Annotated in this window: 7 protein-coding genes; 5 read left to right on the top strand and 2 right to left on the bottom strand. The window is 42.8% G+C overall.

Annotation, left to right across the window (positions count from 1 at the left end):
* Positions 1 to 8 precede the first annotated feature (8 nt).
* Entirely contained in the window at positions 9 to 380 is a 372-nt protein-coding gene (locus ACFSQ3_RS08465; RefSeq protein ID WP_380869106.1) for a response regulator transcription factor, read from the bottom strand.
* A gap of 276 nt (positions 381 to 656) precedes the next feature.
* On the opposite strand from ACFSQ3_RS08465, the gene ACFSQ3_RS08460 reads away from it, so the two are divergent.
* Complete coding sequence (locus ACFSQ3_RS08460) at positions 657 to 3,008, top strand: sensor histidine kinase (RefSeq protein ID WP_380869105.1); 2,352 nt, start codon at positions 657 to 659, stop codon at positions 3,006 to 3,008.
* A gap of 14 nt (positions 3,009 to 3,022) precedes the next feature.
* Here the strand turns inward: ACFSQ3_RS08460 and ACFSQ3_RS08455 are convergent, their stop codons facing one another.
* Positions 3,023 to 5,815, bottom strand: coding sequence for a triple tyrosine motif-containing protein (locus tag ACFSQ3_RS08455; RefSeq protein ID WP_380869104.1), 2,793 nt, complete (start codon positions 5,813 to 5,815; stop codon positions 3,023 to 3,025).
* A gap of 246 nt (positions 5,816 to 6,061) precedes the next feature.
* Between ACFSQ3_RS08455 and ACFSQ3_RS08450 the strand changes: the two genes are divergently transcribed.
* The 4 genes from ACFSQ3_RS08450 to ACFSQ3_RS08435 all read left to right on the top strand — a co-directional run bounded on the left by ACFSQ3_RS08450 (position 6,062) and on the right by ACFSQ3_RS08435 (position 12,933).
* The gene (locus ACFSQ3_RS08450) at positions 6,062 to 9,115 is read left to right on the top strand and encodes a SusC/RagA family TonB-linked outer membrane protein (RefSeq protein ID WP_380869103.1); all 3,054 of its coding nucleotides are present in this window, start codon (positions 6,062 to 6,064) and stop codon (positions 9,113 to 9,115) included.
* Positions 9,116 to 9,141: 26 nt separating this feature from the next.
* Complete coding sequence (locus tag ACFSQ3_RS08445; RefSeq protein WP_380869102.1) at positions 9,142 to 10,698, top strand: RagB/SusD family nutrient uptake outer membrane protein; 1,557 nt, start codon at positions 9,142 to 9,144, stop codon at positions 10,696 to 10,698.
* 75 nt (positions 10,699 to 10,773) lie between these two features.
* Entirely contained in the window at positions 10,774 to 12,057 is a 1,284-nt protein-coding gene (locus ACFSQ3_RS08440) for a glycoside hydrolase family 2 TIM barrel-domain containing protein (protein WP_380869101.1), read from the top strand.
* A gap of 6 nt (positions 12,058 to 12,063) precedes the next feature.
* Positions 12,064 to 12,933, top strand: coding sequence for a glycoside hydrolase family 16 protein (locus ACFSQ3_RS08435; protein ID WP_380869100.1), 870 nt, complete (start codon positions 12,064 to 12,066; stop codon positions 12,931 to 12,933).
* Positions 12,934 to 12,983: the final 50 nt, after the last annotated feature.

The raw sequence follows: 12,983 nt of genomic DNA, 5'->3' as shown, positions 1-12,983 counted from the left end.
TAAATGCCCTAAAATTGTTGTAACAAACGTTTTACACGCAAAACCAGCTCTCCAGCCATTATTGGCTTGGTCAGGTAATCCGATGCCCCCAATTTGAATCCCTCCAAAATCATTTCTTCATTAGACAAACTAGACACAATAATAGTTGGAATCCGCTTCCCTTCTAACTTGCTGACCTTATTCAACACTTCAAAACCGCTAGCATACGGCATCATAATATCGGTAACGATCAGATCAAAGTCAACATTTTCAGCACTTAATAAATCAAGCGCATCCTTTCCATTACCAACCATTTTAACGTGATAACCTTCCTTTTCCAAGATCGCAATGATTAGCTTTTGCATAATCTCATTATCTTCCACCAATAAAATTTTCTTCATGCTTTATATCATTTTTCGGCTGAATTGGACTGCAGCTGGGGTTTCCCGTAATTTCATATTAAAACGTACAAAACTAAGCATAGAACTCTATTCCTGCAAAAAAATACAAAAATGATTATTGCTTTAAAACATTCAACTTCATAACTTTAGGAAAATAAGACAATCGGCGAGCAAACGCTTTCTTACTATCTGTTGTTTATAACGTAGAAATGGAGGAGTCTTAACGGTGAAGTAACTGCCGTAGCTTGAGGTGGATGAATTAAAATACAAAGCGAAATGAACAACCTTAACCCTATTCCGAGTAACGAGCTGGAGCGGCTGCGAGCGCTAGAAGAATACGAGATATTAGATTCTCTAAGTGAGGAAGAATTCGATCGGATTACGGAGTTAGCTTCCCTCATTTGCAATACCCCAATCTCGTTGATCACACTTTTGGACGAAAAACGTCAATGGTTTAAATCAAAAAAAGGATTAGTAGTTACTGAAACGCCACGTGAAATCGCTTTCTGCCAATATACGATTATGAACAACGAACCATTCGAGGTTCCAGACGCCCAGCTGGATGAAAGGTTTGCTGACAACATCTTGGTAACGCAAGATCCTCATATTCGCTTTTATGCCGGATTTCCCCTGACAGATCCAGCAGGATTGAATTTAGGTACGCTATGTGTGATCGATCGTATCCCACGCGAACTTACTGATGAACAACGTCGATCGCTACGCTTGTTGGCTAATGGGGTCATGACGTTAATCGTTGAGCGTCGTCAGAAAGAACAATTTCGAAATTTTGAAAGACTGTTTACTTTATCACCGGATTTAATCGGTATCTACAAAATGGACACGAATATGATTCGTGTTAACCCTGCCTATCGCGCCTTAACCGGAATCAAAAACTCGTTAATAGAAGGTGATTATTGGTATCAGTCTATTCACCGTGATGATCAAATGCATGTACTTACAGCTTTTCAAGCATGCAATGAAACCAAAAGCGAAGCAAAATTTACGATTCGCGTAAAAGCGGCGGACGAAACATATCGTTTCGTAGAATGGATATTGTCGTTGGAGCATAAAACCAATCAGGTATTTGCTATGGGACGCGATGTGACGGATTCTATTGCATTAAAACAAGAGCTAGAGCGCACCGCCCAATTGTTAGAAGAGACGAACGAGGTAGCTCGGATCGGCGGTTGGGAATTTGACATCAATACCGCGGAACTGCGTTGGACGGCGGTAACCAAGAAAATACATGCTGTGCCGGCAGATTTTGAGCCTACTATAGAGAATGCGATCCTTTTTTATAAAGAACCAGAAGTTCGTATGCGCGTTAAGGAAGCGGTCGACAGAGCAATAGCAACCGGCGAGCCTTGGTCTATGGAAGTACAGATCGTAGATAGTAACGGAAAGGAGATTTGGGTACGTGCTATTGGAAAAGCCGAAATGTGTGATGGAAACTGTAATCGTCTGTTTGGAACGTTTCAGGATATTGATGAAAAGAAAAAGGTGCAAATTGAGAATGCGAATTCTAGAGCGGTACTGCAGGCATTCGTTAAGCACGCGCCAGCCGCGGTTGCCATGTTTGACCGCGAATTACGGTATATCGCAGTAAGTAATGAGTGGATTAACGAGTACGAACTACAAGATCAACAAATCATAGGAAGATCGCACTACGATGTATTCCCTTTCATTCCACCGGAAGGTAGAGCACGCCATGAACGGGTTTTGAATGGAGCAGTAGAACAAAATGATGAAGATCTGATTTTGTTAAAAGATAGTCCGTACCACGGCTATACGGCTTGGGAAATGCGGCCATGGTACAAAATCGACGGTGAAATAGGCGGTATTATGATTTTCACAAAAAATGTGAGTCATCAAGTCGAACAGCGCGAGCAATTGGAAGAGGCTAAAGCAATAGCAGAGTCAGCTAGTCGGGCAAAATCAGAATTTTTGGCGAACATGAGTCATGAATTGCGAACGCCATTGAACGGTATTTTGGGATTTGCTGAATTAGCGTTGGATACCGACACCGACGAAAGCCGTCGGCAATATTTAGAGTTGGTGATCAAGTCGGGCTACAATCTTCTACAAGTTATCAACGATATCTTGGATTACTCTAAATTGGAGGGAGGAACCATCCCATTACAGATTGAGCGCACCGACCTGCAAACATTGGTCAAAAAATCGATTAACGGAATTGCAATGGAGGGAAAACAAAAAGGCATTTCCGTTCGAGTAGACAATTACTCTGATATCCCCCGCTATATTTGGACAGATTCTATGCGCCTTCGGCAGATTTTAAACAACCTGTTAAACAACGCGATTAAATTTACGGAAGCCGGCGAGGTGCTTCTTAGCATTCAATTGCTTGGTAAGGATGAAGAAAGCAGCACCTTGCGGTTTTCTATCTCCGACACGGGAATTGGCATCCGACCAGAAAACCAACAACGTATTTTCGACGCGTTCGCGCAGGAAGATGGATCGGTCACGCGCAAATACGGTGGAACTGGATTAGGATTGACGGTATCGAATAAATTGTTAGAAACGATGGGAAGCGCGCTAAAGCTGAAAAGCACGGTCGATGTCGGCAGCGTATTTTCATTTGACATTACCGCGCGAACTTCAGAATATTAAGCACGATTGGTTTCCTAAAGTTTATTTAGATAGGTACTTAGCGAAACCTCCGTTTCGACCTGAAGTTTTTTGCGAATCCGATAACGATGCACTTCTACGCCTCGCACCGAAATGCTTTGCAATTGCGCGATCTGTTTCGTGCTGAGATGCAACCGAAGATAAGCGCAAACTTTTAGATCATTCCGAGAAAGATTAGGATGTAGCGCGCTTAGTCGTTGTAAGAAGCCATCATTTAGTTCATCAAAATGAACAGCGAACTGATCCCAATGTGCAGCATTCTTTTCTACGTCTTTGAGCATAGAGGTAACACGTCTCAATTCGGTTTCATCCAATTGTCCAGATTCAATTTTATTCAATTCGTTGCGTAATTTGGTAAGCGCGTCCGCATTCTCCATCAATTGCAAACTGGTATTTGCTAATTCTTTCGTTTTTTCTAGCACTTCATCCTCCAAATGTTCCTTTTGCAGTTTGATAATTTCTCGTTCGTTCTTCTCCAATTCGAGTTGATAAATATAACGCAAACGCGCAATCTCTGCGTCGTGCTTTTTTTGTCTGTTCAACCACATCGCACGTTGCCACTTCACCAGTATATAAAAGCCGAATAAAAACAGTATCGTATACATTGCCCAAGCAAATGTGGTCGCGTACCAGGGAGGTTTTACCTCAAAGGAGTAATTTAAAATATCCGATTCGAAATGTAGATTGTTTTTTGCTTTAATTTGAAATTGATACTTCCCGCTGGGCAAATTGGTATACGCTTTCTGCCGATCAGTACTCCAATCCGACCATCTTTTATCGTATCCATCCAATTTATAACTGAACGACAAATCTGCGTTTGCTCCGTAACTTGGTGATGTAAACTCAAAATGAAATGAATCAAAATTAGCATCCAATAACTGCTTATTGTAAAGAATACTATCATTTTTATCTTTGATAATCACTTTAGATAAAAGCACGCTGGGCTTATCGCGTTGAGCTACATATTTTTCCCAATTAACATGTACAACTCCTTTCTCCGCTCCTATATAAACATTGTTTTTATCGTACGCATAAATATTTTCGAACCCCGTTGTGTGCATGCCGTCAATTTCGTTCAAATAACACAGTTGATATCCACCTTGATGGCCATTTGAACGAGCCAAACCGATGTGCCGGTCGCTGGCAAACCAAATATTACCGTCCTCGTTACGCTGAATGAAACGTAATCCAACACCATTAAACGCAGACAATTCCTTAATAGCTTCGAATCGCTCGTTAGCAGAATTAAACTTAAAAATGCCATTTTTCGTACCGAAAACAACACCTTTACCCCATTGGAAAACGTAGTTTTGGTATGTTGATGGTAAACCATCAGTTTCGGTAAATAAATGCGCCTGATATTCTCTAGATTCCTTATCCATCTTCAATTGATAGATACCGCGGTAAGGATGTGAAGCCCAAATAGTACTGAATTCATCTTGCACTAAAAATCGGTAAGAATCCGATTGACCTGCCAGTGTATTTATCGAAAATTTCTGACGAGATGCTTGTTCTATTCGTTGAATACCGTGGTATCCACCAGCCAGAATAGATTCCTTTTTTGTTTGCGGTTTACCTTGATTTCGCTGCTGAATAAATGTCCAAACTCCCTGACCTTTTGAAATTTCCGAAATTCTGTTTTGGAAAATTTTGTAAATTCCACGGTTATGTGCTAGCCAAATTTGTTCATCTAGTGCTTTTAATTTCCATGATTCACCTCCCGCGCTACCGCCGATCAATTGAAAGCGATCTCGTATTCGACTATGATCCGTTTGCCCTGCTGGAATTTTCGTATGAAAAACACCATTGGATGATGCAATGTACAAATCGTCATTTTTAATCAGCGTAGAATATCCCGTAACATCTGCATGCGCGCTTGGACGCATATATCGTACTGCGCTACCGTAACTAATTAATGCCAAACCATTATCGACGCCTGCCCAAATATTTTGTTGGCGATCAACAAATACGCTAGAAACGTTATTATTTGCTAATCCCTCCGACATGCCAATCGTCTGCAACGGATTTCCTTGCGCATCGCGAATAAGGCAACCTTCCAATGCCGTACCGTAAACATAAGTGTTGTTATCTATGCGCGCTACCGATGGAACATATAAATCGTGGAAATTAGCATCCCGAAAACTCATTTTCTCCAGCCGACCATTCTTTACCGAAAATCGCTTATCGGTGGTTGTAACAATAAGCAGTTGATTATTTTTTTGAGGTAAGATGGCAGAAATCAATTCATCTTGCAACACGTTTGATCCGGAAATCTGTACCTTTTTACCGGATCGAAATTCGATCAAACCAAGCTTTGCATCTTGAGCAAATAGTCTCCCATCAACAACCGCCAGAAATTCCCACCTGGAAACGGCAGGATGAATAACGATTCGACCTTTATCATACACGAAAATAGCATTGTGCGACCGAAAAATGATTCTATGATTGTGAACGACCGTATTCCAAACATCAGCAAAGGCTGGATATTTAGCAGAAAGTTTATCACTTAAAGAATGAAAGCGACGTTGTCCATCATCGTCCTTATCAAAAAATCCAAATATCCCTTGTCCACCGACAAAAACACGACCTTCCTCATCCACGCATACTGACCTTACAATGGTTTGGTTCGGCAACTGATGCCTCGTCCAATATTGTCCATCGAATGCGATCAAGCCTTCATTATTTGCAAAGAGCATGACGCCGCTGCTGTCTTGTGTGATTTGCCAAGTTCGGCTGCCACCTTGATACATGGATTTAGGATAACCATAAATTAACGGTGTACCAATCATATTTTGTGCGTGGACACTAATCGTTTGAACAAATAAAAGTCCAACAAAACAACAAATTCTTCTTAACGTCATCATAACTTATTCAACCGCAATCGACCGGGAAAACTATGCAAATATAGGCATTAACGCATATTATACTGCATGACGTAGTAATGAAGTAGTACCATTTTTAGCGAGTTTAGCACAGCTTCGCTACATTTGGCTCAGCTAAATTATAAACAACAACCAAAAACCAAATCTTGTCACATGAAACACCGTGTACTATTTTTTGTTATGGTTGCCTTTCTTTGCTTACATGCTAACTTAGCGTTCGCACAAAGCCGTCAGGTAACCGGAAGAATTACGGATCCAAACGGACATCCGTTAGTGGCTTCCATTTTGATTAAAGGCGCAAGCGGAGGCACCAGCTCCGACGCCACAGGTGCATTCCGACTTCAAGTTCTGGAAAGCGCCGACTCTTTAATTGTTACCGCAGTTGGATATATGCGGCAATCAGTCGCCGTTAAATCGAATACTGTAAATGTTCAAATGATTGCCGACGAAGGCTTCAATGTTGAAGAAGTAGTCGTCATCGGTTACGGAACGCAGAAAAAAGGCGACTTGACCGCACCTGTAGCAACGGTAAATATGGAAGAAGCGGTAAAACGCACCGTTGCAACGCCAATGGACGCAATCCAAGGTGCCGTGCCAGGCGTTCAAGTCGTAAGCGGTGGCGCGCCGGGATCAACGCCGACCGTTCGAATTCGCGGTGTCGGTTCGTTCAACAACGAAAGTCCGCTTTACGTTGTAGATGGTATGTTTATGGATAACATCGATTTCCTAAATCCGAACGACATCGAAGACATGTCCGTGCTGAAAGATGCTTCCGGCGCAGCGATCTACGGAGTTCGCGCAGCAAATGGTGTCATCATTGTTACCACAAAACGAGGTAAACTAAACACAAAAGCGCGTATTACGTACAATGGGTACGCTGGTTTTCAGACGCCAACCAATATGCTAAAAATGGCGAGCGGCCAGCAATTCGCTGATTACGCGACAGCAATTGGCAGAAAAAGCGTTGTGGATGCGTCGATCGATCGTTTCAATGAGCCGGGAAATACCACTCCAATGAGTACGGACTGGTATGGCGAACTTTTGCGTTCTCGCGCATTGATTCACAATCATAATTTGGATGTACAAGGCGGTAGTGATAAAATCACCTATTCCTTTGGACTGAATTATTTGGATCAGGATGGTATTATGGACGCAAAGAACTTCCATAAGAAATACAATATCCGCATGCAAACGGAAGCACGCGTTACCGATTGGTTGAAAGTTGGTTTCACAGCTCACATCAACAACTTCAACAACTTCCACCCGAATAACGCCGCATTCCGCCAAGCTTATTTCGCATCGCCATTGTATCCGGTTTATGATGATAAATTGGAATTAGCTGATCCAGTAAAGTTTGGATCGAGTTCACCAATAGGCATTCCTACCGGATTTTGGTTTAATAATCCAATTGCGACGGCTTACTATAATCACAATGAAAGCAAAGGTTTTCAAATTTTGCCAAGCGCTTACGTAGAGGCTAATTTTTGGGAGAACAAAATTACGTTTCGTTCACAATTAAGCCAACGCTACCAGTCGGTACACGGCATTCAATACAATCCGGTCTATTACATCGACAATGACCAGCGTGCTGACCGCTCCTATTTACGTTCTGCGCAAGGTCGCGATTCCAACTACATTTTGGATAACTTGTTGACATATCGCGATGCTTCGGAAAAACATCATTGGAGTGTGCTTTTGGGGCAATCTGCTCGCGAAGAGCGCTGGCGTGAAACGTGGGTTTCCGCGAACGATGTTCCTGCATCACAAGAATTCTGGTATGCTGGTCAAGGTGCGCAAGGTTTAGGATCGGCGACCGGATACGGCGAAAATGGTTTCCGTAACGCCGGCGTGTCGGTATTTGCGCGTGGTACGTACGATTACGATAACAAGTATTTGTTAACTGCTACATTCCGTGCGGATGGTAGTTCCAAGTACCAAACGAAATGGGGTTACTTCCCTTCTGTAGGTTTGGGCTGGGTATTGAGCCGTGAAAAATTCATGGAGAAACAAAATCTATTTGATTTGTTGAAAATTCGTGGTAGCTGGGGTTTATTGGGTAATGATGGTATTCAACCGAATGCAGGTTATGCGATCGTCAACTCAGGAAATGCTTTCTCTGGGATTTATGGAAGTTTCGGAGAAAATATCGGCGCACGTGTTCCGGGCTACCGCGTCAATCGTTTCTTCACGCAGGTACGTTGGGAAATCGTCGAAGAATGGGATGCTGGTATCGATTTCGCCTTGTTTAACAATCGTTTGAACGGTACGGTGGATTATTATCATCGCGAAACGCAAGATTTAGCCTTCGATCGTCCAATTCCATTCCTTTGGGATCGCGTTTATGGCAACTGGGGAACGGTAGCTAACAGCGGTTGGGAATTTGGATTAAACTGGGCGGACAAACGTGGTGATTTTGGCTACAGAATTGGTGCGAACGCTACAACATTGAAAAATCGTGTAACCGATCTAGGTGGTTTGCAAAACATTATGAACGGATTTCCAGAATGGGCTGCCGAGTTCCCTTCTCGTATTGAAGTTGGTCAACCATTGAATTATTTTTATGGTTATGAAGTGCAGGGTGTTTATCAAAACCAAGCGGAAATTAACGCAGATCCAATTGCTAGCCGTTACAATGAATTGAATCCCGGTTCAACGATTAAGCCAGGTTATTTGCGCTACAAAGATCAAAACGGCAATGGCGAATTGGATGAAAGCGATCGTGTTAACTTAGGAAATTATCTTCCAACCTTGAGCTATGGCTTTAATGTAGGAGTTGATTACAAAGGATTTGACTTAACGGTTGCTTTCCAAGGAGTTGCTGGAAATAAAATTCACAATTTGAACAGAGCGATGCGCCGTAAATATCCACAAATGAATGCCGATCAAGCATTTATGAATGGTTTATGGACAGGTGAAGGAACGTCCAATACGTATCCGTCAGCAGAGGGAAGCGTTGCTCCTTGGAACCTACAAGCAAGTTCTTTCTTTGTAGAAAGCGGCGCTTATTTACGTGTACAAAACGTGCAGTTGGGATATAGTTTCAACTTGACACCGTCTATTCCTTTCCGCGTATTTGCAACGGCAGATCGACCGTTGATCTTTACGAATTACAACGGATTTACGCCTGAAGTTTCTGGAATGGGATTCGATTCGAATGTCTATCCGGTAGCGGCAACATACAGTTTAGGATTAAGAGCAAGTTTCTAATTACCGAATTCCTCAACAACATTATCATGAAAAAATTAAATTATATCATATTAGCTGGATGTTTTGGCGCTGCGACATTAATGAGCAGTTGCGAAAAGTTTCTAGACAAACCTTTGGAAAACCAACAAGCTTCCGAAGAAATCAATTACAGCAATTGGAACAGAATGTACGAGCCTGTTTCCGGTGTGTATCGCGCGGCATCCGACGATAATTTGGTACATTGGATCGACCTATGTATTCGTGTTATTCGCGATGATGATTTCCAACAAGCAGCTCCTGATCCAAACGATAATCCGGAGTTGATGGCTATTAAAAACTTCCAACGTGATGCCACCATTCAATCCTATTGGGGATTAAATCAATCGTGGATCGGTTACTATAGCTTAGCTATTGCGGCCAATAATGCACTTTTGGAACTGGAAAAGTTCGCTGCAACGATTCCGGCAAGTAATACCGAGCAAACTGCTTTGAATTTACAATATCAAGGAGAGGTTCGCTTCTTAAGAGCTTACGCGCATTTGTTGGCTTCGCGATTGTTTGGCGATGTGCCGATCTTGTCCGATAGCGAAGACATTGCTCGTTTGACCACAATCGAAAAAAGTACACGCGAACAAGTTCGTCAGTGGATTATCGAAGAGATGGATTTCTGTATTGCAAACATGAAGAAGGAACGTCCGAATCAATCAACCACGCACCGCGGTGCAGTAACGGCATATTCCGCCCTTTTATTAAAAGCAAAAGCGGCGGCTGATCTTGCCGCAAATGACAACGGCAGTGCGCAATGGGATGTCGTGTTGAATACGACGAACGAAATCATCGCGAGCAATCGTTTTACCCTTTTCGAAGACTTCTACGAGCTTTGGAAAATCAGAGGAAAGTTATCCAACGAATCGTTATTCGAGCTGCAGTATTCGGATTTCGGCTTACCTACAGGAGATATCGTTCGTCCGGGAATCGATTGGGGTACCTTTTTCAGATGGCAAGGTCCGACGGGAGATCAAAAAGGAAGTGCTATTTCTGGTGCGGGATGGATTCCGCCTTCGCAAAATATCGTTGATTTCTTAACGACTCGCGGAGATACGACCCGTTTAAAAACAACCATTCTTAATTACGGAACACGAACAAATGGCGTAGATGTTCCAGCCACCACACCGAGCGGTGATGCGATTTATCCAAATATCTTTGGTATCAAATACTTTAACGGTAAAGCTTATTTGCCGAAGAACCAAATGACCGAAGGACGTATTGAGTATGGTGCGAACAATAATGTCCGTATTCTTCGCTACGCGGATGTATTGTTATTGAATGCAGAAGCGAAAGTTCGCAAAGGCCAAAACGGCGACGAGCCATTCAATTTGGTTCGTACTCGCGCGAACATGCCAGCTATTACCGGCGTAACGTTGACACAGATTCTGGATGAACGCCGTGCGGAATTTGCTTGTGAATGGTGGGGTGAGCGTTTCAACGATTTGGTGCGCACAGGAAGGGCAGCTCAGGTTTTCGGTTCTCGATTTGTACCGGGAGTTAGTGAATCGGTTCCTATTCCGCAAACACAAATTGACGCCAATCAAAATTTCAGATAGAAACAAAATAGCTCGTAGCATTTCGTTACGAGCTATTTATTTGTCCGTTAAAATTTTAAATCAAAGCCAGCTACCATGCAAATTAAAAAGCTTACTACCTTACTTTTCTTAGGATGGCATTTCGTGATTCCTAACCTTCATGCCCAACAAAAACCTATTCCGGTTCGTATTAAAGAAAATCAAAATTCTTATCAAATTCTTCGCGAAGATAAGCCGTATTTTATTTTGGGAGCCGGAGGAACCGGACGACTGGAAGAACTAAAAGCAGCTGGTGGGAATTCCATCCGTACGTGGAGCACTGATGGTGCAACGGAAATTCTAGATGAAGCGCAGCGATTAGGACTTACCGTTACCTTGGGAATCCGAGTTAGCACCGAGCGCCACGGTTTTGATTACAACGATCAAAATGCGGTAAAAGAGCAATTGGAAAGAATCCGACAGGAAATTCAACCTTTCAAAAATCATCCTGCTTTGTTGGCTTGGGGAATCGGCAATGAGCTAAACCTGCATTATAGTAATGAAAAAGTGTGGGATGCGGTAAATGATATTGCAACGATGTTACACGAAGAAGATCCAAACCATTTGGTTACCACGATGCTTGCGGGTGTAAACAAAAAAGAAATCGATTTAATAAACAGCAAATGTCCTGCTTTGGATTTAATTGCCGTACAAGTTTACGGAACGTTGGCTTCGGTTCCACAACAATTGAAAGACGCTGGATGGAACAAAGCGTATATGGTCACTGAATGGGGACCAACCGGACATTGGGAAGGTTTACAAACACCGTGGAAAGCATCCATCGAGGAAACAAGTAGTGAGAAAGCGGCCGTTTATAAAAGTAGGTACGAAGCATCCATCGCGAAGGATTCACATTGTGTAGGATCGTATGTCTTTCTTTGGGGACAAAAGCAGGAGCGCACGCCAACTTGGTATGGTTTGTTTACGGAAAAAGGCGAACAATCCGAAGTGATCGACGTGATGCAATACTTATGGACAGGATCATGGCCAACGCACCGAGCACCACATATTGATTCTTTTACGATCAATGATAAGAAAGCAGCTGATCATGTTTATTTAAAACCCGGCACTTCGTATCCTGTTGCTGCACAAGTTAGCGATCCGCAAGGCAACGCAATTACCGCACGTTGGGAATTATTGCCGGAAAGTACCGATCTAAAAGAAGGTGGCGATCGCGAAAATCGTCCGAAAGCTATTCAGGGTTTACTAAAAGAAAATGATTACCAAAATGCGACGTTAACTGCTCCGAAAAAAGAAGGCGCTTATCGCTTATTCTATTACGCGAGCGATGGAAACGGGAAAGTAGCGACTGCAAACATTCCATTTTTCGTCAAAAAATAAACAGCTATGAAAAACATATTATCAAATACCCTACTCTACCCGGCAACACTGCTATGTGCAACGCTTTTTGCTTGCCAATCAGGAACAACGGAGCAGACTGCCAATGAAACATCCACTGTGGATAGCACGACCTCGTACACATTCAACACAACACCTTCTTGGTCGGACGAATTCGATCAAGAAGGTTTACCTGACACGAGCAAATGGTCGTATGATGTGGGTTCGAAATACGATGGATGGGGCAATCAAGAGTTACAATATTATACCGATGCAGATCCGAAGAACGTGCAAGTTAAAGATGGATTGTTGCACATCACTGCACTTGCTGAACAGAAGGAAGGCAAAGATTACACATCTACGCGCTTGGTGAGCAAAGGAAAGGGTGATTTTCTGTATGGGAGATTCGAAGTTCGCGCGAAAGTTCCTAAAGGGCGCGGAACTTGGCCAGCGGTTTGGATGTTGCCTACCGAAGACAAATATGGCGGCTGGCCGGAATCCGGTGAGATTGATATTTTGGAGCACGTCGGCTTTGATCAAGATATGGTTCACATCAGCGTACACACCAAAGATTACCATCATTCCATAGGAACACAAAAAACAGCTTTCAAGAAAATTGATGATGCCAGTGGACAATTCCATACCTACCGAATCGATTGGACGCCTGCTTCTATCAAAGGTTTCGTGGATAATGTAGAGCTATTCTCGTTTGCGAATGAAGGCACGGGGTCGAAAGCTTGGCCATTCGATCAAAAATTTCATTGGTTAGTAAATCTCGCAGTTGGCGGATTTTGGGGCGGCGAAAAAGGCATCGATCCAAAAGCATTCCCGGCTACGTTTGTTGTAGATTATGTACGTGTTTACGACTTAAAAAAATAATAGAACGGTAAGGAGATTCGCTTATTTCACAAAACAGCATCCCATTCATT

It is taken from the genome of Sphingobacterium corticis (genome assembly GCF_042684745.1).
GTDB classification, from domain to species: domain Bacteria; phylum Bacteroidota; class Bacteroidia; order Sphingobacteriales; family Sphingobacteriaceae; genus Sphingobacterium; species Sphingobacterium corticis.
The sequence above is the reverse complement of the archived record's forward strand: the minus strand, read 5'-3'. Positions and strand labels throughout refer to the sequence as shown.

What these genes read in the sequence shown, in the direction of transcription:
- ACFSQ3_RS08465 (WP_380869106.1), bottom strand. Translation starts at nt 380, where the DNA reads ATGAAGAAAATTTTATTGGTGGAAGATAATGAGATTATGCAAAAGCTA.
- ACFSQ3_RS08460 (WP_380869105.1), top strand. Translation starts at nt 657, where the DNA reads ATGAACAACCTTAACCCTATTCCGAGTAACGAGCTGGAGCGGCTGCGA.
- ACFSQ3_RS08455 (WP_380869104.1), bottom strand. Translation starts at nt 5,815, where the DNA reads ATGATTGGTACACCGTTAATTTATGGTTATCCTAAATCCATGTATCAA.
- ACFSQ3_RS08450 (WP_380869103.1), top strand. Translation starts at nt 6,062, where the DNA reads ATGAAACACCGTGTACTATTTTTTGTTATGGTTGCCTTTCTTTGCTTA.
- ACFSQ3_RS08445 (WP_380869102.1), top strand. Translation starts at nt 9,142, where the DNA reads ATGAAAAAATTAAATTATATCATATTAGCTGGATGTTTTGGCGCTGCG.
- ACFSQ3_RS08440 (WP_380869101.1), top strand. Translation starts at nt 10,774, where the DNA reads ATGCAAATTAAAAAGCTTACTACCTTACTTTTCTTAGGATGGCATTTC.
- ACFSQ3_RS08435 (WP_380869100.1), top strand. Translation starts at nt 12,064, where the DNA reads ATGAAAAACATATTATCAAATACCCTACTCTACCCGGCAACACTGCTA.